The 19,160-nt window shown below is 62.0% G+C and carries 20 protein-coding genes; 9 read left to right on the forward strand and 11 right to left on the reverse strand.

What is annotated here, in order from left to right; all coding sequences use genetic code 11:
- Positions 1 to 3 precede the first annotated feature (3 nt).
- The 6 genes from paaE to HMPREF3147_RS03760 all read right to left on the reverse strand — a co-directional run bounded on the left by paaE (position 4) and on the right by HMPREF3147_RS03760 (position 4,456).
- Positions 4 to 1,164 (reverse strand): 1,2-phenylacetyl-CoA epoxidase subunit PaaE, encoded by a 1,161-nt coding sequence (gene paaE, locus HMPREF3147_RS03735; protein WP_070444657.1) that lies wholly within the window; start codon positions 1,162 to 1,164, stop codon positions 4 to 6.
- The gene (gene paaD, locus HMPREF3147_RS03740) at positions 1,164 to 1,703 is read right to left on the reverse strand and encodes a 1,2-phenylacetyl-CoA epoxidase subunit PaaD (protein ID WP_070444659.1); all 540 of its coding nucleotides are present in this window, start codon (positions 1,701 to 1,703) and stop codon (positions 1,164 to 1,166) included. The genes paaE and paaD overlap by 1 nt, the downstream gene beginning before the upstream one ends.
- A gap of 27 nt (positions 1,704 to 1,730) precedes the next feature.
- Complete coding sequence (paaC, locus tag HMPREF3147_RS03745) at positions 1,731 to 2,567, reverse strand: 1,2-phenylacetyl-CoA epoxidase subunit PaaC (protein WP_070444661.1); 837 nt, start codon at positions 2,565 to 2,567, stop codon at positions 1,731 to 1,733.
- Positions 2,564 to 2,851 (reverse strand): 1,2-phenylacetyl-CoA epoxidase subunit PaaB, encoded by a 288-nt coding sequence (paaB, locus tag HMPREF3147_RS03750; protein ID WP_039672784.1) that lies wholly within the window; start codon positions 2,849 to 2,851, stop codon positions 2,564 to 2,566. Before paaB ends, paaC begins: the two co-directional genes overlap by 4 nt.
- Positions 2,852 to 2,899: 48 nt before the next feature.
- The gene (gene paaA, locus HMPREF3147_RS03755) at positions 2,900 to 3,886 is read right to left on the reverse strand and encodes a 1,2-phenylacetyl-CoA epoxidase subunit PaaA (RefSeq protein WP_070444663.1); all 987 of its coding nucleotides are present in this window, start codon (positions 3,884 to 3,886) and stop codon (positions 2,900 to 2,902) included.
- A 111-nt stretch (positions 3,887 to 3,997) separates the two neighbouring features.
- The gene (locus HMPREF3147_RS03760; protein WP_070444665.1) at positions 3,998 to 4,456 is read right to left on the reverse strand and encodes a hotdog fold thioesterase; all 459 of its coding nucleotides are present in this window, start codon (positions 4,454 to 4,456) and stop codon (positions 3,998 to 4,000) included.
- Between the two features lie 110 nt (positions 4,457 to 4,566).
- Between HMPREF3147_RS03760 and HMPREF3147_RS03765 the strand changes: the two genes are divergently transcribed.
- The 5 genes from HMPREF3147_RS03765 to metS all read left to right on the forward strand — a co-directional run bounded on the left by HMPREF3147_RS03765 (position 4,567) and on the right by metS (position 10,318).
- Positions 4,567 to 5,187, forward strand: a complete 621-nt coding sequence (locus tag HMPREF3147_RS03765) for a TetR/AcrR family transcriptional regulator (RefSeq protein ID WP_246815718.1) — start codon at positions 4,567 to 4,569, stop codon at positions 5,185 to 5,187.
- A gap of 339 nt (positions 5,188 to 5,526) precedes the next feature.
- Complete coding sequence (locus HMPREF3147_RS03770; protein ID WP_253287237.1) at positions 5,527 to 6,792, forward strand: AMP-binding protein; 1,266 nt, start codon at positions 5,527 to 5,529, stop codon at positions 6,790 to 6,792.
- Positions 6,793 to 6,900: 108 nt separating this feature from the next.
- On the forward strand, positions 6,901 to 8,226 hold the full coding sequence (locus HMPREF3147_RS03775) for an MFS transporter (protein WP_070444671.1): 1,326 nt from the start codon (positions 6,901 to 6,903) through the stop codon (positions 8,224 to 8,226).
- A 279-nt stretch (positions 8,227 to 8,505) separates the two neighbouring features.
- Positions 8,506 to 10,125 (forward strand): sodium-dependent transporter, encoded by a 1,620-nt coding sequence (locus HMPREF3147_RS03780; RefSeq protein ID WP_070444673.1) that lies wholly within the window; start codon positions 8,506 to 8,508, stop codon positions 10,123 to 10,125.
- A 25-nt stretch (positions 10,126 to 10,150) separates the two neighbouring features.
- Positions 10,151 to 10,318 (forward strand): methionine/alanine import NSS transporter subunit MetS, encoded by a 168-nt coding sequence (gene metS, locus HMPREF3147_RS03785; RefSeq protein WP_070444675.1) that lies wholly within the window; start codon positions 10,151 to 10,153, stop codon positions 10,316 to 10,318.
- 46 nt (positions 10,319 to 10,364) lie between these two features.
- On the opposite strand, the gene HMPREF3147_RS03790 is transcribed toward metS, so the two are convergent.
- On the reverse strand, positions 10,365 to 11,330 hold the full coding sequence (locus HMPREF3147_RS03790) for an MDR family oxidoreductase (protein WP_070444677.1): 966 nt from the start codon (positions 11,328 to 11,330) through the stop codon (positions 10,365 to 10,367).
- Positions 11,331 to 11,416: 86 nt separating this feature from the next.
- Between HMPREF3147_RS03790 and HMPREF3147_RS03795 the strand changes: the two genes are divergently transcribed.
- A complete protein-coding gene (locus tag HMPREF3147_RS03795; protein ID WP_070444679.1) occupies positions 11,417 to 11,989 on the forward strand; it encodes a VanZ family protein in 573 nt (190 codons plus the stop codon).
- Positions 11,990 to 11,992: 3 nt separating this feature from the next.
- Here the strand turns inward: HMPREF3147_RS03795 and HMPREF3147_RS03800 are convergent, their stop codons facing one another.
- Genes HMPREF3147_RS03800 through HMPREF3147_RS03810 form a run of 3 tightly spaced genes read right to left on the reverse strand, consistent with a single transcriptional unit; the run spans position 11,993 to position 14,771 of the window.
- Positions 11,993 to 13,009 (reverse strand): NAD(P)-binding domain-containing protein, encoded by a 1,017-nt coding sequence (locus HMPREF3147_RS03800; RefSeq protein WP_070444680.1) that lies wholly within the window; start codon positions 13,007 to 13,009, stop codon positions 11,993 to 11,995.
- Positions 13,010 to 13,630: a response regulator gene (locus tag HMPREF3147_RS03805; protein WP_070444682.1), complete on the reverse strand. Its 621-nt coding sequence runs from the start codon at positions 13,628 to 13,630 to the stop codon at positions 13,010 to 13,012.
- Positions 13,605 to 14,771: a histidine kinase gene (locus tag HMPREF3147_RS03810; RefSeq protein WP_070444684.1), complete on the reverse strand. Its 1,167-nt coding sequence runs from the start codon at positions 14,769 to 14,771 to the stop codon at positions 13,605 to 13,607. The genes HMPREF3147_RS03805 and HMPREF3147_RS03810 overlap by 26 nt, the downstream gene beginning before the upstream one ends.
- Positions 14,772 to 14,886: 115 nt before the next feature.
- On the opposite strand from HMPREF3147_RS03810, the gene HMPREF3147_RS03815 reads away from it, so the two are divergent.
- From HMPREF3147_RS03815 to HMPREF3147_RS03825, 3 genes are read left to right on the forward strand one after another with little or no spacing between them, the layout of a single operon-like run.
- Entirely contained in the window at positions 14,887 to 15,882 is a 996-nt protein-coding gene (locus HMPREF3147_RS03815; RefSeq protein WP_070444686.1) for an ABC transporter permease, read from the forward strand.
- A complete protein-coding gene (locus HMPREF3147_RS03820) occupies positions 15,882 to 16,532 on the forward strand; it encodes an ABC transporter ATP-binding protein (protein WP_070444688.1) in 651 nt (216 codons plus the stop codon). The genes HMPREF3147_RS03815 and HMPREF3147_RS03820 overlap by 1 nt, the downstream gene beginning before the upstream one ends.
- A 53-nt stretch (positions 16,533 to 16,585) precedes the next feature.
- A complete protein-coding gene (locus HMPREF3147_RS03825) occupies positions 16,586 to 17,410 on the forward strand; it encodes a YwaF family protein (protein ID WP_070444690.1) in 825 nt (274 codons plus the stop codon).
- Between the two features lie 147 nt (positions 17,411 to 17,557).
- On the opposite strand, the gene HMPREF3147_RS03830 is transcribed toward HMPREF3147_RS03825, so the two are convergent.
- The gene (locus HMPREF3147_RS03830) at positions 17,558 to 19,159 is read right to left on the reverse strand and encodes an NAD(P)H-hydrate epimerase (RefSeq protein ID WP_070444692.1); all 1,602 of its coding nucleotides are present in this window, start codon (positions 19,157 to 19,159) and stop codon (positions 17,558 to 17,560) included.
- Position 19,160 lies beyond the last annotated feature (1 nt).

Consider the following 19,160-nt stretch of genomic DNA (forward strand, 5'->3'; position numbering starts at 1 on the left):
CTCCTAGGCGTCGAAGTCGAGGACGATGTTCGGGGTGGTGGGGCGCGACTGGCAGGTCAGGATGTAGCCGGCCTCGACCTCGTCGGCCTCTAAGGCGTAGTTCTCCGCCATGTCGACCTCACCCTCCACCAGCTTGGCGCGGCAGGTGCCGCACACGCCGCCGGCGCAGGCGAAGGGGACGTCGGAGCGCACGCGCAGGGTGGCGTTGAGCAGGGATTCGTTGGCAGAGACCGGGGACTCAACGGAGCCGGAGAGGCCATCGAGCTGGAAATTAATGCTGACGTTATCGCCTTCCGGATCCACCTCGACGTGGCGCCCAGCCTGGTTCTGGTCTCCGGAGGGCTTGCCGGTGGTGAACAGCTCGTAGCGCACATCCTTCTCACCGACATCACGGCTGGCCAGCTCATCGCGTACCAGCTGCACCAAGTCGAAGGGTCCGCAGAGGAACCACTCGTCGACGTTGTCGGTGCGCACCACGTTATCCAGCAGGGTCTGAAGTTTTTCAGCGTCGATGCGCCCGGAGAATAGCGGATTGACGCGCTGCTCGCGGGAGAGGACGTGGTGCACGGCAAAACGCGTGGGGAACTTGTCCTTGAGGTCACCGATCTCTTCGGCGAACATGACGTCACCGCCGCCTTTGTTGGCGAAGATGAGCTCAAAAGTGGTGTCGGGGGAGCTGTGGAGCACCGTCTGCGCAATCGCCATGATCGGCGTGATGCCGGATCCCGCAGCGATGGCCACGAGGTGCGGATTCTCGAGCTTCTCCAGCTCCTCGCGGACAGCCTCAGGATTGTTCAGACCGGTCAGGTGGGTCTTCGAGGTGAATGCGCCCTGCGGATTCATGACATCCATGGTGTCGCCGGGCTGCAGAGTGTCGTTGGCCCACGTGGAGAACACGCCACCGCGGTCGCGCTTGATGGCGACGCGCAGCACGCCGTCGCGAGGCACATCGCAGATGGAATAGGAGCGGCGGACTTCTTGGCCGTCGATAGTTGCCCGCAGCGCAACGTACTGGCCGGGGATGTAGTCATAGTCGTCCTGGAGCTCCGGAGGAATAGCGAAGGAAACCTCCACGGAGTCTGAAGTCAGGGCGCGCACCTCGGACACGGTCAGGGTGTTGAACGTGGCCTTCTTCTTTGCGGGGGCAGACGGGGTCGTGGTCATTAGTGCACCTTGAAGTAGTCGAAGGGTTCCAAGCAGTCCTGGCAGTTATAGAGAGCTTTGCAGGAGGTGGAACCGAATTGGGCAAGCTTACGTGTGCGGCGGGAGCCACAGTGGGGGCATTCGATGGCCGGCGGCGGTTCGAGCGTGAGCGGGATAGGACCTTCCGGCGTGGCCCGGGTTGTACCGCTGGGCGGGGCAATGCCGTAGTCCTTGAGGTTTTGCCGGCCGGTCTCCGTCATCCAATCGGTGGTCCACGCCGGGTGGAGAACGAGGTCGACACGCACCTTGGCGTAGCCGGCGTCGGTCAGCGCTGTGGTGATGTCCGTCGTGATGTGCTCCATGGCGGGGCAGCCGGAATAGGTTGGGGTAATCGTGACCACCGCAGTATCGCCTTCCAGGCGTGCATCTCGGAGAATACCAAGGTCAGCGATGGAAATAACGGGGATTTCCGGATCGGGCACCTCGGCGGTGACGTCCCACACGTGGGCGTCGTCAGGCTGCGTGGGGCGCAGCGGGTGGGACTTATCTGTGATGGACACGGTGAAACCTTGGTCCTTTCCTTTTCTCTACCAGGTCGCGCCGGGGTGCTGGCGAGCTAGGGACTGCATCTCCGCGAGGATGAAACCGCGGTGCTCGGAGAAGCGTCCGGTGCGCTGCCCGGAACGGGCTTGCTTGACCTCCGGGATAGCCAGACCTGCCTTGTCTAAGACGTAGGCGATGCGCTCATCGAACTGCTCGCGCAGGCTCGACGGCAAGACGGCGATGCCTTCTGCCGCCAGCTTCTCGTGGAGCGGGAGATCCTCGAAGAGCTCGTCAAGGTAGGGCCACATGTACATCAGGCCCTCCGTGATACGGCGGTGAGACTCCTCGGTGCCGAGGCCTAGGCGCAGAACCCATTGGTTGGCGTGGTCGACGTGGTACTCGACTTCCTTGATGGCCTTGGCTGCGATAGCCGCAATGGTTTCATCTTTCGACTCCAGCAAAGCCGTGTAGAGCCCGTATTGGTAATAGGAAAAGAGCAGCTGGCGGGCGATGGTGTAGCCGAAGTCGCCATTCTCCTGCTCGACAAGGCGGGCGGAGCGGAACTCCTCCTCATTGCGGAAGTAGGCCAAGTCATCCTCGGTCTTGCCCCATGCGGTGCCGGCATAGGTGAGGAGGAAGCGGGCATGTCCAATGAGATCGAGAGCGATATTGCCTAGGGCGATATCCTCCTCCATCTCTGGTGCCCGCGAAATCCACCAGCCCAGGCGCTGGGCCAGGATGAGGGCGTCATCGCCCAACGTGAGCGCATAGCGCGCCGTGTCCTCGGGTGCGACTGCGCCGGAGGCGGCGATGTCTTCTGCGGTGATGCCGTTGCCCTGCGATTGCTTGGTCGCAGAATCGGCGGCTGCAAATCCGGTCACAGGTGCGGCACTCCTTCCGACTTGTCGTAGTACGTGGCGTGGCGGTAGCTCTTACCTTGCGGGGACTCGAAGAATCCGCCCTTGGAATCAGGGTCGGAAGAGGCAATGGCCTCGCTGGGTACGACCCAGACGGAGGTGCCTTCGTTGCGGCGGGTGTAGAGGTCACGGGCGTTGCGCAGGGCCATCGTGGCATCCGGTGCGTGGAGCGAGCCGGCGTGGACGTGAGAAAGGCCGCGGGAGGAACGTACGAAGACCTCCCACATGGGCCAGTTAGAGCTAGACATGGAATCTTCCTTAAGGTCTCGAAACTGGTTGGGCAGTGTGCTTAGGCGTTAAGCAATGAGCGAGCTATCAGCCGAGTGGTGCTTCTCGGCGTAGGCTGCGGCAGCCTCACGGACCCAGGCGCCATCGGCATGCGCTTGGCGGCGACGCTGCATCCTCTGCACGTTGCAGGGACCCTCGCCCTTAATGACGGCCTTGAACTCGGACCAGTCAAGCTCACCAAAGTCATAGTGGCCGCGCTCCTCGTTCCACTTCAGGTCTGGGTCCTCGAAGTGCAGGCCAAGGGCCTCGGCCTGTGGAACGATCATGTCCACGAAGCGCTGGCGCAGCTCATCGTTGGAGAAGCGCTTGATGTTCCATGCCATGGACTGCTTGGAGTTGGGTGAGTCATCATCCGGCGGGCCGAACATCTGCAGTGCCGGGCCGTAGAAACGGTTGATGGCTTCCTGAGCCATCTGCTTCTGCTCGGGGGATCCGTGGGACAGCTCGTAGAGGATCTCCCAGCCTTGACGCTGGTGGAAGGACTCTTCCTTACAGATGCGCACCATGGCTCGGCCGTAGGGAGCATAAGAGGCGCGGCAGAGCGGCACTTGGTTGCAGATGGCAGCACCATCCACCAACCAGCCGATGGCTCCGATGTCGGCCCACGTGCGCGCCGGGTAGTTGAAGATCGAGGAGTACTTGGCGGTGCCGTCGAGCAGCTGCTGTACCAGCTCGTCGCGCGAGGTACCCAAGGTCTCCGCAGCGGAGTAGAGGTAAAGACCGTGACCGGCCTCATCCTGCACCTTGGCCATGAGGATGGCCTTGCGCTTGAGTGAAGGCGCGCGGCTGATCCAGTTGGCCTCCGGCTGCATGCCGATAATTTCGGAGTGCGCGTGTTGGGAAATCTGCCGCGTCAAAGTCTTGCGGTAAGCAGCCGGCATCCAGTCGGTGGGCTCGATGCGGGAGTCTTCGGCGATGAGCTCGTCGAAGCGCTGCTGTGCTTGTGCTTCATCCGCGGCCGGAACGGCGGTGAGTGTTTTTTCTGATGGGGTCATGGGAGGAATCGTTCCCTCTCTACTCAGTGTCGGCTGGGTGATACTTACTGACTGGTTGGTCAGTATATGGGCCATGTGTGAGCTATGTCAACCACGTTTGTGAGCTGCGCCCTACTTGTTGCGATTCTGGGGCTTGGCGGGCAGCACGCGGAATGTGCCGCGGAATTCGGCGATGGGCTTTCCCTTGATGCTGAGGGTGACATCGACGACGCCGTTGCGGCCCCAGGCTTGGCGGGTCACCCCAACCCCGTCAACGACGTCACCTTCGAAGGCGGGGGCGATGTAGTGGATTGAGTTGTGCGCGGCAACGGCCAAGTCGCCACCGGAATTGCAGGTGCCGGCGAAGATGGAATCGGCGAACATGTACAAATAGCCGCCTTGTGCCGTACCGTGCCCATTGCACATTTCAGGGCGGATGGTGAAGTGGCCTTCACACCTGCCGAGGTCCAGCGCGGTAATTTTCGCACCAATTTCCGCAGTGGCGCGGTCGTCATCGAACATGGCGCGTACGTGGGTGAACTCGGGGCCTTCGGCGACGCCGGGGGCGAGGATGGGGTGCTCGGTGCTCATGGGAAATCCTCCTTGGGAAGGGTCTTCCGCAGTGCTGCCGAGGGAGCGAAAAGGGGTGTGGTGGCTCACTAGTCTAACGGTGCTCGGGGCTCTCTGCTTGAATGGACTGCGTGAAGAATGAGAAATCCGCTGTCCAGGGCGCGGCCCGTGGCCGCCCCGGCTACTCCCGTGAAGATGTCATTCGTGCAGCCGTTCGTGCTTTTACTGCCCGCGGCTACGACGCCACGTCGATGGATAACGTGGCGAGCGAATTGGGGATTTCCAAGTCTGCGCTGTATCACCACATCTCGTCGAAAGAAGAGATCTTGGAACTGACGGTAGTGCAGGCGCTCAGCCGTTTGGAGGCGGTCGCGGAAGAGATGGCCGCGGCCGATGTGTCGGCGGGGGAGAGGGTCCGCGGGCTATTGCGTGGCTCGATTGAGGTGCTGTGCTCCGACCCGAAGTCTGTCGCGCTCTTGCTCCGTTTGCGTGGAAACTCCGAGGTGGAGCGGAGTGCGTTGGAGCGCCGCCGTACGCTGACGCGTTCCGTGGTTCCGCTGGTGGAGGCTGCTCAGGAGGAGGGGGCTATCCGCTCCGACATTGAGGCTCCGCTGTTGACCCGCATGATTTTCGGAATGATCAACTCGACGTCCGATTGGTACGAACCAGAGGGGCGAATTGATGCCGAAGAACTGGCCAGCACGTTTGAGAGCGTGATCTTTGGTGGTCTAGCACCACAGGCGCTGCAGTAGCCCCGAACGGGTGTTTTGCTCGGGGCGTTATTGCTCAATTCGGGGGTGGGGGCTTCGTTTGCTTGCGAAACCGCCGTGGCCTGCGGAGATGTGTCGCAGTTCAAAAACTTGGCCTAAATGTGTTGTTTATCACCGCGATGGTCTGTAGTGTACGTCACAAGACTTACCCAACCGAACGGTAAGTAAGTTTCGCACATGTTGTGCGTTGTCCCAGCTAACCAACTTCTTGCAGCACTTTCGATGGAGCTTGAGGGGTGTGGAATTTCCCTCTCCTCGAAATGAAAGGCAAATGACGTGACCGCAACGTTTGACATTTTCTCTGACCACCATGGCCCCCAGATGGGCATTGAGTACGCCTCTCGCGATGAAATTATCGCGCTGCAGACCGCACGCGCGAAGAATGAATTGCGCCACGCGTACTACAACGTTCCCCACTACCGCCGTGCATTTGATGAGAAGGGCGTTCATCCGGATGACTTCAAGGAGCTTTCGGACTTTGCGCTGTTTCCATTTACTGACAAGGAAACTCTCCGTGCGGAGTACCCCTTTGGGATGTTTGCCGTAGGACAGAACCAAATTTCCCGCATCCACGCTTCTTCCGGCACCACCGGTCGCCCGACCGTCGTGGGATACACCGAAAATGATGTTCGTATTTGGGCCGAGCTGGTAGCCCGTTCGCTGCGGGCTGGTGGCCTGCGCAAGAGCGATAAGGTTCAGATTACGTTCGGCTATGGACTCTTTACGGGCGGCCTGGGTGCCCACTATGGCGTGGAGGCCTTGGGTGCTACTGCAATCCCGACCTCCGGTGGCCAAACGGAACGCCAGATCCAGATCATGCAGGACTTCCAGCCGGACGCGATTCTGGGTACGCCGTCTTACGTGCTCAACCTTCTTGACCGTATGCGCAAGGAAGGCCTGGACCCGCGCGAATCCTCCCTGCGCGCTGGTGTCTTTGGCGCCGAGCCCTGGAGTGAGGGTATGCGCCGCGAGCTAGAGGAAGGCTTTGGTATTACGGCCACCGATATCTACGGTCTCTCCGAGGTGATGGGTCCGGGTGTGGCCCAAGAATGCGTGGAGACCAAGGATGGCCTGACCGTCTGGGAGGACCACTTCTACCCAGAGATCATCGATCCGGAGACCATGCAGCCGGTTCCGGACGGTGAGTACGGTGAGCTGGTTATCTCCTCCCTGACCAAGGAAGCCTTCCCGATCATCCGCTACCGCACCCATGACATCACCCGCCTGCTCCCAGGCACCGCGCGGTCGATGCGCCGCATCGACCGCATCTCCGCCCGTAACGATGACATGATCATCCTGCGCGGCGTGAACTGCTTCCCGTCGCAGTTCGAGGAGATCATCACCGAGGACCGTCTGCTTCGTCCGCGCTACCAGTGCGTGCTGAGCAAGCGCGGCCGCATGGACCACCTCACCCTAGTGGTTGAGCACTCCTCGGACGCGACCCCCGATCAGATCGACGCTTCTGCCCAGTGGTTGAAGAAACAGATTAAGGAGCGCATCGGCATCAGCGTTGGCGTCGAGATTACTGACCACGTTGATTGCGGTGAGGGCAAGGCCAAGAGGATCGTCGACAACCGCGATCAATAGACCGCTCTCGGTTTTTCGGGCGTGCCCAGCTCACTATTTGTCTCCTTAGTTCACTGGCTTTAACTGTATCCGCCGTGCTTCTGCACCCATAGAGAAAAGACTTCCACTATGTCTGCACCAGTCACCCAACAGCCTGCCCAAGGGCCGGGAATTACCACAGAGCACAAGCGCGTGCTCGCCGGATCGATGGTCGGCACCACCATTGAGTGGTTCGACTTCTTCATCTATGCCCAGGCCGCCGGCCTGATCTTTGCCACCCAGTACTTCGATCCGGTCTCCAATGAAAGCGCTTCGCTCGCGCAGATCATTTCCTGGGCGTCACTGGGTATCTCCTTCCTCTTCCGCCCCCTCGGCGCCATCCTGGCCGGTCACTTGGGTGACAGGCTCGGGCGCAAGCCGGTCCTCGTCGTCACGTTGGTCGGCATGGGCCTGGCCACCATGCTGATGGGTGTGCTGCCCACCTACGCCTCCATTGGCATGGCAGCGCCTATCCTGCTGGTGCTCTTACGTATCCTCCAGGGCCTTTCCGCCGGCGGCGAATGGGGTGGTGCGGCGATGTTGGCCGTTGAGCACGCCCCGCAGGGCAAGCGCGGACTGTTTGGTGCTTTCCCACAGGTAGGAGTGCCCCTCGGCATGTTCCTAGCCACCATCTTTATGCTGGTGCTCTCCGCCGTCCTCACCCCGGAGCAGTTCCTTGCATGGGGCTGGCGTATCCCGTTCCTGTCCTCCGTCGTGCTCATTCTTCTGGGCTACCTGATCCGCCGGGCGGTGGAAGAGTCCCCGGCCTTCGCGGAAATGGAGGAGCTGAAGGAAAAGTCCACCGCACCGCTCGCGGTCCTGTTCAAGGGGCACCTGGGAACCGTCATTAAGTGTGCGCTCATCTTTGCCGCCAACAACGCTATTGGTTACTTCGTCATCGCCTACTTCACCGCTTATGGCACGAAGGTGGTGGGTTATACACGCCCTCAGGCCCTCGCGGTAGCCTTGGTTGCGTCGATAGGCTGGTTCATTGGAACGCTGTACTTTGGCCACTTCTCCGACAAGGTTGGGCGCCGCACGACGTTTATTGGCGGCTACGTTGTCTTGGCGTTGTACATCACCCCGGTGTTCTTGGCGGTAGATTCGGGCAACGTCATGCTTTTCGGTGCAGCTGTGTTCCTGCTGGGCGTCATCTTGGGTGCGAGCTACGGCCCGCAATCGGCGATGTACGCGGAGATGTTCCCGGTTAAAGTGCGCCTGTCGGGCGTGTCCATCGGCTATGCCTTCGGTTCCATTATCGGTGGCGCCTTCGCCCCAATGATTGCGGAGATGCTCTACTCCAAGTTCGAGACTTCCATGGCCATCGCTGCTTATGGCATTGTGATTTCTATCGTCTCCCTTATTGGTGTGCTCGCCGTTCCCAAGGGGATTCAGAACCGCGATCTGCACGTCTAGTCGCGTCACATCCTTTTCTGCCCTTTACCCTTCATCGCTCAGCCTCCTTCCGGATTCATCGTTGCGGACAGGTGCTAGGCGTTGAGGGGTAGTAGTGGTTTTGAGGTCCTAGCCATGGGGTTTCGGAAGGGATAAAGAACTAGAAATAAGTATTCAAAACGGTACCTATAGGTTGGCAGTTAGGCTATGCTTCTCGCTAATACTCGTCGTACGCGGCCCGTATAAACAATTCCTAGGGTCTCGCCGTGCGCGATATTTGCTCAAGAAGAAAGTTCTCTCATGACCACATCAACCCCGCATAAGACTCGCTCGACACGCGATACTTTTAATACGCGCTTTGTCTTCCTCATGGCCGCCATCGGATCCGCCGTCGGCCTAGGTAATATCTGGCGCTTCCCCTACGTTGCCTATGACAACGGTGGCGGCGCCTTCCTCATCCCGTACATGGTTGCCTTGCTCACCGCCGGTATTCCCATCCTGTGGTTCGACTTGGCCATTGGTCACCGCTTCCGCGGTTCTGCACCGCTGGCATTTCGCCGTATCAGCAGCCGCTGGGAGGGAATCGGCTGGTTCAAGGTCGGCGTGAACTTCTTCATCGCCATCTACTACGCCGCCATCATTGCCTGGGCGGCGCTCTACACCATCAAGTCTGTGAACCAGGCGTGGGGCGAGGATCCATCAACGTACTTTATGAGCGACTTCCTCCAAGCAAACCCGGAGGCAACCTACTCGGGCCACGTCGTCCCCGCCATTCTCGGCGTCATGATCCTCGTGTGGATCGTCTGCATAGCCACGTTGGCCACGAGCATCAACAAGGGCATCGGTAAGCTGACCTCCATTTTCCTGCCGGTCCTGGCCGTCATGTTCATCATTCTGGTGATCCGCGCCTTCTTCCTCGACGGCGCCGCCGAGGGTCTCAACGCCTTCTTCACTCCGGATTGGTCCGTGCTGAGCAACCCATCGGTGTGGATCGCCGCCTATGGGCAGATTTTCTTCTCCCTGTCCATTGGTTTCGGCATCATGATCACCTACGCCTCCTACCTCAAGCCGCGCACCAACCTCACCAATACGGGTCTGGTTACCGCCTTTGCAAACTCCTCCTTCGAGGTTCTCGCCGGCATCGGCGTTTTCGCCACCCTGGGCTACATGGCTGCCCAGCAGGGCGTGGCCGTGGATGAGGTGGTGTCCTCCGGTATCGGCCTGGCCTTCATCGCTTTCCCGACGATCATCAACCTCATGCCGCTCGGCGGACTGTTTGGTGTCCTCTTCTTCGGCTCCCTCTTCCTGGCTGGTGTGACCTCGTTGATTTCTATCATGGAGGTCGTCGTCTCTGCTGTGGCAGATAAGTTCAACGTCTCTCGCCGCGTTTCTGCCATCACCGTTGGCGGCACCATGGCGGTCGTGTCCTGCTTCCTGTTCTCCACCTCCTCGGGCCTGGTCACCCTGGACATCATGGATAAGTTCACCAACAACCTGGGCATCGTCTTCGGCGCCATCTGTGCCCTAGTGGTCGTCGGCTGGGTCACCGGTCGCCGCCGCGAGATCCAGCAGCACCTCAACGCCGTCTCGCACTTCAAGGTCGGTGGCTTCTGGCAGTTCCTGACCTTCATCGCCACCCCGCTGCTGCTCGTCTACTTCTTGGTCAACGAGATCATCACGATTGCCCGCGAGGGCTATGAGGGCTACTCCTCCACCCAGATTGGGCTCTTCGGCTGGGCAGCGCTGGGCGTCATCCTGCTCGCCAGCTTCGTCATGCCGCTGGTGGCCTTCCGCGGCAACAAGTACCTGGACGGAATGGAGACCTCGGACTACGGCGTTCCTGTGGGCGGCCGCCCGGCCGGCACACCGAACCCGCTTGCCACGGGTAAGCCTGCCGCACCGATCACGGACGACAAGTAACGGCTATTAAGAAAGGAGAACGACAATGACTACAAGCGCAATCCTGCTCTTCATTCTCTTCGTCGTCGTCATCTGGGGCGGACTGGTGGTGTCTTCCATCTGGCTGGCCCGCAGCGACGATAACACCACGGGCGAGCTGGGTGATACCCCCGGCACTGACGACGAATCCCTGTCGCACCGCGTACACCACTAAAAGGGAGCGGGCGGCACACCGCTGCCCAGCTTAAATCTGTCCCAGCCTATATCTCGACCACCGTGCGCCCATGTCGGGAGCCCGCGCGGAGCTCTTGAGCGGCGGTGGCAACATCAGCCAGCGGAACCGTTTCGGTAATAGAGTTCAGCATGTCGAGGTCGAGGTGTTCGTCGAGAAGCTGCCAGGCCTCCTCGCGCACCTCGCGGGGCGCGTCGACCGAATTGCCGCCGGCCAGCACGATGCCGCGCAAAATGAACGGCAGCACCGAAGCGGGAAGGTCCGGGCCGGCTGCCATGCCGGTGGCCGCAACCACACCACCCCAACGCACCTGCGCCAGCACATTCGCTAGGACGGTGGAGCCGGCGGTGTCAATGGCGCCGTCGTACAGCGCCTTCTGCAGCGGACGGCCGGTCTCAGACAGCGCTGCGCGGTCGAGCACGTGATCCGCGCCGAGTGAGGTGAGGTAGTCCGACTGGGATTCCACGCGGCCGGTGACGGCGGTGACCTCGTAGCCGGAAGACTTGAGCAGCTGGACCGCGATGGAGCCCACGCCTCCGGTGGCGCCGGTCACCAAGACATGGCCCTGCGTGGTGCCGTGCGTGCGCAGCTGGTTCACGCAGATAGCGGCGGTGTATCCGGCCGTGCCGATGGCGGCGGCATCGTGAGCGCTGAAGCGTTGGGGCACGGGGATGGTGGCTTCAGCGTTGACGCGCTGGCGGGTGGTGTAGCCGCCATGGCGGAATTCGCCCAAGCCATCGCCGCAGGAGACGACAAGCTGGCCGGGGTCCAGGCGAGAATCAGAAGTCTCCGACACAGTGCCCACGACATCGATGCCGGGGACGAGGGGATTGATGCGCATGACCCCTTTATCGCCCTCCAAGGCCATGGCGTCCTTGTAATTGAGGGAAGAAAACTGCACATCCACGACCGTGTCGCCTTCCCCGAGCAGGGGCTGTTCTTGGAAGGAATGGGTTACTCCGGAATCCGCGCGGGTGACAATGAGTGTGCTCATGGGCACTATCGTACAGAGGATGTGAAGCAGCGTTTTCTGGCTTTTGCTTCAGCTGGCTTCCAGAGAACATAGTTAGGGTGAAGCGCATGACTGGGATAGAAGCTCAACACCCGCGCAATAGGCTGCGGCCCGCGCCGGATTCATATCCGCACCTGCGTCGTGATTCCTTCCTGGTCACGGCCCTGTCCTTGGTGGTCGTGATGTTGGCGACGGTGGGCAAACCCTTTATGGATATCCCCGGCGTGGTGGATGGTTCCGCACATGCGGTACGCCAGGTTAATACACAGCTCTTTGGTGGTTTTGAGAACGCCTCCGTGTGGTACGGCGCGTGGACCGATCTGATAGGAAACATCGCTCTTTTCATGCCGCTGGGCGCGGCGATCTACGTGGCCGGGCGCGACCGTGCCAGGATTCGCTGGGGCCTGGGCGGGGCGATGCTGATCGGCCTCGTAGTCAGCCTCTGCATTGAAAGCGCCCAGTACATCTTTGCCCTGGGCTTTAGCGATGTCGATGACCTTCTCTACAACACCGTGGGCTCTGTTTTCGGCGCCGCACTCATGGCGCGTATGGGGCGCGAAGAACAGATGAAGATCCTGCGCCGCCTAGGTTTTCTCCTTGCGCTGGCAGCGGTGGTGCTCCTCGCCATGGTGGCGTTGTAGCGCCTAGTGGGTAGAGCGAACGAGCTTGGCGACGTCCCCTGCTACCTGCCGCGCATAGGGTGACACACCAGTAATCGTGGCTGAGCCCGGACCAGTCCACGAGCCATAGCCCACGGGGAAGAAACCTTCCACCGTGGGCTTTCCTTCTGCCAACAGCCCAGGGAACGGGCGTAGCGCTGGGCGGAAGCCGGTGGCCCAGATGAGGTCGCTGAAGCCCTGCTCGGTGAGTTCATCGAGGGAATCGAACATCGGGGTAGTGCCCAACAGCCCGCTATCCCGGGCCTTGAGGACGGGCGGAACCATGACGATATCGCCGAGCTCCGACTCCGATCCGGGATCGGGCTCCCCCTTTGCTAAGGCGAGCATACGCTGCCGGTTGCGGCTAAAGAGCACGCGGCCATCCACGTCATCCGGCATCCACCGCGGCGGATGCGTGGTAAACCACGTGGTGTCCACGCCTTTCAAGGCAAGCTCGGCGGCGATTTGGGCTCCCGAGTTGCCTGCGCCCACGACGGCGACGCGCTGGGTTTCTGGCTGCGTTCCGGGGAGAAACGGCGCAGGGCCGGGGTAGCTTGCCGTGTGCCACTGGCGCCCTTGAAACTCACCGGGGTAGAAGGGGATGAACGGCGCGGACCACGTGCCCGTCGCGGCCACGACGGTGCGGGAGCGGAACTCACCGTGAGTGGTGAGAAGGCGGAAGAAGGGGTCGTCGTCAAGCACGCGCTCCACCGCCACCCCGTGCCGGACCGGTAGGTCATAGCGCTGCTCATAGCGGGTGAGGTAGTTCACCACGTGGGAAGCCGGCGGGAAACCCGGGTAAGAAGGCATGGGCCAGCCGGGCAGCGTGGAGGATTGGGCATCGCTAAAGAGCGTGAGTGAGTCCCACACGTGCTGCCAGGCCCCGCCGGGGGAGGAGTTGGCATCGAGGATGAGGAAATCGAGCTTCTGACGGCGCAAGTAGTAGCCCGTGGCCAGGCCAGATTGGCCGCCACCCACCACGATGCAATCGTAAGTACACATTTATTGGATGAGCTTTCGTTCGCGGGCAGCGGAGACGGCCGCCGTGCGGGTTTCTACGCCCAGCTTTTGATAGACGTGGATCAAGTGGGTCTTGACCGTGGCCTCGGAGATGAAGAGCTGCTGGGCAATTTGCTTGTTGGAAGCGCCTGTGGACAGCGCCTGCAGGATCTCCAGCTCGCGCGCGGACAGCGCGGTCTCCGGTTGCGCCAAGCGCTCCGCTAGGAGGTTGGTGACCTCAGGGGCCAAGGTGCGCTTGCCCGCGGCCGTGTCGAGCACCGCGGTGTGAAGCGTTTCTTCGGGGGCGTCCTTGAGCAGATAGCCTAATGCGCCGGCCTCCACGGCGGCCAGAATATCCGCCTGTGTGTCATAGGTGGTGAGGATGAGCACCGGTGGCCCATCGAGCTCGCGCACGCGCCGGGTGGCGGCGATGCCATCGACGTCTGGCATCTGAATATCGCAGACAACCACATCGATGTGGGGAACATCAGCATCCGTCAGCTGCTCGACGGTCGAGCCGTCGGAGCCTTCCAGTACCACCTCGATGTCGGGGAAGGCGTTAAGAATCGCGCGCAGCCCGGCGCGGACCACGGGGTGATCATCGATGAGCATCACGTTGACCATTGCTGCTGCTTCCTGTTGGGATTCGCACCGCGAGCGCGGTGCCGGCGGGTGAAGATTCTACCTGGACGCTGCCGCCGACGCTGCGAACACGCTGCTCCAGGCCGGTTAACCCGAAGCCACGTGGCCCTTCGATGCCGCGGCCGTCATCGACGACATCGAGGATGATTCCATCCTCGAAAGAGCCGAGGGTGACCACGGCCTTGTCGGCATCGGCGTGTTTCATGACGTTGGTCAGCCCTTCCCGCGCGGCGCGCAAGATGACGTGGGAAAACTCGGTGGGGACGTCCGCACTGCCAGTGAGCTTGAGCCCGAAGCGGGTGCGTAGCCCCAGGCCCTTGGCTTGGGCTTGGAGCTCATCCACGAGGGAGCGCAGTTCCGCGTCGAGGGAGGAGGCAGGGGCTGCGAGCTCTTTGACGAAGCGCCGGGCCTCGGCCAGATTATCCTGGGCCACCTTTTCAATGAGTGCGAGCTGCTCGGTCACGTCCTGTTGCGCGGACGTGTTCTTGGCGGCGCGGCTGAGCAGGACGATGGAGGACAGCCCCTGTGCCACGGTGTCGTGGATTTCGCGGGAGAGCCGCTCCCGTTCCTCAAGGCGCCCGGCTTGGTGCTCACTGGCGGCCAGCTCCTCCTGGGTCTCACGCAGCTGCTTGGCGACGGCCGCGTGGTGCGCCGCCTCCGCCTGAACCCGGCGGGCGGCGTGGTAGACGGCCACGGCGAAACAGGTGCCAATGAACGGCCCGATGGCCGCGGCCGCGGTCCAGAATTGCGGGTGGATCCACGCGGGGACGAAGGCGGCGACGGCCCACAGCACCACGCTGGCGACGATTCCCGGCCAGAAGGGAAGCGCATGGATAAAGACGAAGACCAGCGGGAACTCGAGCCACATGAAGTCTTGGGCGTGCACCATAAGCCCGATCCACAGCAGGCACAGAGCGGCGAGCCACAGCGTGGTGGGGACGGGGCGGGTGATGGTGCGGGAACCGAAGATGGCAAACCCCGTGTAGACCACTGCGAGTGCGATGGAGAGGCCGAGGGCGCGGGCGTCGAGACGGCCATCGGCCCATGCGCGCAGCACTCCAAACACGAGGAGAAAACCGAACATGGTGTGCAGTCCCACGGTCCACAGTTTGTTGCTCATCATCACGGCAGTCCAGCTTATCCGCTGGCTGGTCGAGGGCGAATCAACCAACTGGTTGAGTGGAGGTTCAACTGGCTACCCGATTACTTTCAGCGCACGCACACGCAGGATTAATAGTATGTTCCTGGCATTAAGAGAGATAGTCACCGCCCGCGGTCGGTTCTTCCTGATCGGCGGCGTCGTGGCTCTAATTACGTTGTTGCTCGTTATGTTGTCCGGCCTGACCCAAGGCCTGTCCAAGCAGAATACTTCCGCCCTTGAGGCACTCGGGGAGCAGACTCCGAACGTGACCTTTTCGACGGAAGATCCCTCCTTCACCGAGTCGGAGATCTTTGCCGAGGATGTGCCTGCCTCTGGTATTCCGCTGGGTACTTCGCAGACCAAGCTGGAGGGCCACGGCGGCGTGGCGGTCTTCGGCCTGCCCGAAGGTACCCAGATTCCTGGCTCCAGCACCGTGATTCCGGAGGAAGGCATGGTCTTGAGCCAATCCATCGATGAAGAGATGAACGCGCCCTCCCGGGGCACCCTCGGCGGTGTGGATTTGGACGTCACCGCGGTGGTTGAGGATGAGTACTACTCCCACTCCCCGGTGGTGTGGGTCTCTACCGAAACCTGGCAGCAGGTCTCCCATTCTCCTGAGGACATGGTGGGCGTAGCCGTGCTGTCCCCGGAGCCGACCGACACCTCCGTGTCTATGGGCAAGGCCCTGTCCGGTCTTCCGGCTTATAGCTCGGAGCGCGGTTCGCTGCTGACCATGCAAGCCTTCCTCTACGGTATTTCCGCGCTGGTCACTATCGCTTTCCTGAGCATCTGGACCATCCAGCGCACCCGTGACCTGTCCATCCTGCGTGCCCTTGGCGCCAGCGTGAAGTACCTGCTCAAGGATGCCATCGCGCAGGCCGCCATCATCCTGGCGATTGGCGTGGGGGTCGGCGCGCTCGTCGGCTGGCTGCTGGGCCTTGCCGCCCAGGGCGCTGTGCCCTTCGAGGTCTCCGCCGTGACCGTCATCGTCCCCGCACTCGGTATCTGGCTGCTCGGCATTGCCGGTGCCTTTCTTGCCACCCGCCGCGTATCCAAAATCAATCCGCTTGACGCCCTAGGAGGCAACGCCTAATGACTACCACCGCTTCTTCCCCTGCACTGTCCCTTCGCGATGTCGTGGTGACCTACCCGGATGGTGAGTCCCGCGTCACGGCGCTGGATAATGTCAGCCTCGACGTCAAGCCGGGCGAGCTCACCGCCGTCATCGGTGAGTCTGGGTCCGGCAAGTCGACCCTGCTTTCCGTAGCCGCCGGCCTCATTGAGCCGGACTCCGGCACCGTGGAGCGAACTGGCTCCCGAGGGCTCATCTTCCAGCAAGCAAACCTGCTAGCCGCCCTGACGGCGCGCGAACAGCTGCTCATCATTGACCACATGGAGGGCCGCAAGCCGCGCCAGGATCGTGCTGATGAGCTGCTCAGCTTCGTGGGCTTGGAGGGCTTTGGGAACCGCCGCATGAACCAGCTTTCTGGCGGCCAGCGCCAGCGCGTCAACATTGCCCGTGCTCTCATGGGCCAGCCTTCCGTGTTGCTTGCGGATGAGCCCACCTCCGCCCTCGATTCCAAGCTCTCGCGCGACATTGCCAAGCTCCTGCGCGGTGTTACCGAGGACTTCGATACCGCAACCCTGTTCATTACCCACGACCGCAGCTTGCTCGACTATGCCGACACTGTGGTCGAAGTCAAGGACGGAAAGCTTTCCGAATACTCCGAGCTAGCAGCCTAGGAACCTCCTCATCTCTCACATGTTCATACAAAGGGGTAAATTAATACCCCGTTATGATTCGACCCCGCAAGCCCCGAGTAAGCCCAACTGACTACCCGCGCATGCAGCAGTGGACTGCGCTGCATGCGCTCATGTTGAGCATTACCGTGGTGGCCTGCGGGGTCTTTATTGTTGCCGCCCGCAGGATCAAGGGAACCTCCCGCGAGACCTTCATCCGCCGGATGGTGGGCTGGGCCTTGCTGGTGGCGGGTATTGCGTGGACGATCATCTCCTTAGACCCGAAGCAATTCGATATCCGTGAGTCTTTGCCTTTGCACCTGTGTGACGTGCTGCGTCCGATCCTGGCGCTGGGCCTCATTACTGGCAACGAGCATGCCCTGACCTTGACCTACTTCTGGGGCATCATCCTCAACCCGCAGGCCATCATCACCCCGGATGTCATCTACTACTTTTCCCCGCGCTGGCTGCGGTTTGCCACCTACTGGTTTTTCCACATCGTGGCACTTGCCGCGCCCCTGGCACTAACCTTTGGTCTTGGTTACCGCCCCACCTGGAAGGGGTACCGCTTCGCCGTCAAGGTCACGCCCGTGTGGATGGCACTGGCCATGGCGGTCAATGCGAAGACCGACGGCAACTATGGTTTCCTTAACCACGCGCCGGGCAGTCCCTCCATCATCAACCTATTCGGCCCATGGCCCGGTTACATCGTGGTGGAGACCCTTGCCGTCGCGGCAGCATGGGCGGGGATGACGTGGCCGTGGGAAAGCACCTCGCTGCGCCGCGGCACGGTGGCGGTCGGCCCGCGCGGGCTCATGCGCAAGTCCGTCGGTACTGCGTCCGGGATCCTGCGCCGGGCCACGGTACGTTTTCGTAGATAGTGGCCCGGAAATCGCAAAATTCTAGGGCTTCGTTGCGAAAACGTACCAAGACGGCGGCGGCCAGGTACGGATCGATCAAATAAGACCCCAGATCTTCGTGTCGTATTTTTGGGGTGCTATTTGATCGAAACGTACTCAGCGGCGGAGCTAGCGCTCGGCGTTGAGGAGCCGCGCGATGGCCTGCGGGATGGCCGCGGCGATCTGGGAGGCAGAACAGGGCGCGAAGCCCTCGGGGGTCTCGGCCGCGATGGCTGCCGCATGCGCGTGGATGGCCCCGGCGTGGAGAACTTCGGTGATGATTTCGGTGGGGGACGGGGAGGAAGCGGTGGCGGAAAGCTGGGCGATGACCGCGCCCAGAATGCCGGAAAGCACGTCGCCGGAGCCGGGAGTTGCGGCAAAGGAGTGACCGGCGTTGAAGGAATAGAGCGGCTGGCCCGGCGCGGTGATGCGGGTCAGGCGGCCTTTGAGCAAGATGATGCTGTCCAGTTCCTCGGCTAGCTCGTGGAGGGCGCGGCTCCAGCCGGTGGCCGCATCGGGAGCAGAGCCGAAAGCGGCCTCGTAGAGGCGGCGGAACTCGCCTTCATGCGGGGTGAGGATGATCATCGGGTGTTCGGTGACTGTCTGGCGCAAGGAGGTGTTGCGTGCCAGAAGCGTGAGGGCGTCGGCATCGATAACGGTGGGCAGTCCCTGGGACAGGATTGTGCGCAACTCGGTGGCCGCCGCCGTATCGGTACCGCGGCCGGGGCCCACGACCCAGGCTTGGGCCTGTCCGGCGGAGGCCACGTCGGGATGGCAGACCAGCTCGGGCAGCAGAGATGCGATCGAGTTATCGCCGATGAAGCGCACCATCGAGGGGGTGGCACGCACCGCTGCGGTGGCGCAGAGGATCCCAGCACCCGGATAGGTATCGCTGCCGGCAGCCAGAGCAACGACGCCCCCGGAATACTTATCCGAGCGCGCGCCTGGTGTGGGATCAACGATGGGGCCGGTGCAGCCAACCGGCCAGGGGCGGGAAGCGCGCCCGCCAGGAAGATCGAGTTCGCCCGATTGCCACGCAAAGGCCGTCGGCACGGAAGGTTCGTGCGCGATGAAGCCGGCGGGTTTATCCAGTTCGGCGAGGGTCTCAGCGAAGGAGGACGCGCCGGGTAAGAAGAGATCAGAGACCACGACCTGCCCGCATTCGGCGGCCAACGCGTGGCCGAGACGCGGCGAGCCGAAGGTGACGGTGACATCGGCGTTAACGGCATCCGCAGCGCAGACTCCCGTGTCGGCATCGACGCCGGTGGGCATGTCGACGGCCAAGACTACGGCCCCGGCAGCGGTGGCCTTGCGGTAGAGCGAGAGCGCGGTGCCGCTTAAGCCCCGGGCGGAGCCGAGGCCAGCGATGGCATCGATTACCAGTGAGCTGTCTGAGGGCGCGCTGCCGTTAGGCAGCGCGTCGGCAGAAAGGACCGTACCACCGGCGGCACGGAACGCAGCGAGGGCCTCCTCGTGGCAGCGTTCCGGAACCAGGGCATGGACCGTAACCCCGCGCGAGGCCAGCTCCGCCCCGGCAAAGAGCCCATCCCCGCCGTTGCCGCCGGAGCCAGCGAGAATGAGCACCGTCCCAGGCTGTTGCTCCAGCATCACCCACGCGGTTTCTGCCACTGCCGCGGCGGCCAGCTTCATGAGCTGATCCTCATGAGACTGTTGTTCCAGCAGTCGGTTCTCAGCGGCACGAACAGTGGTAACGGTATAAGCAGGGCGCATA

The organism is Corynebacterium sp. HMSC05D03 (assembly GCF_001807205.1).
Taxonomy (GTDB): domain Bacteria; phylum Actinomycetota; class Actinomycetes; order Mycobacteriales; family Mycobacteriaceae; genus Corynebacterium; species Corynebacterium aurimucosum.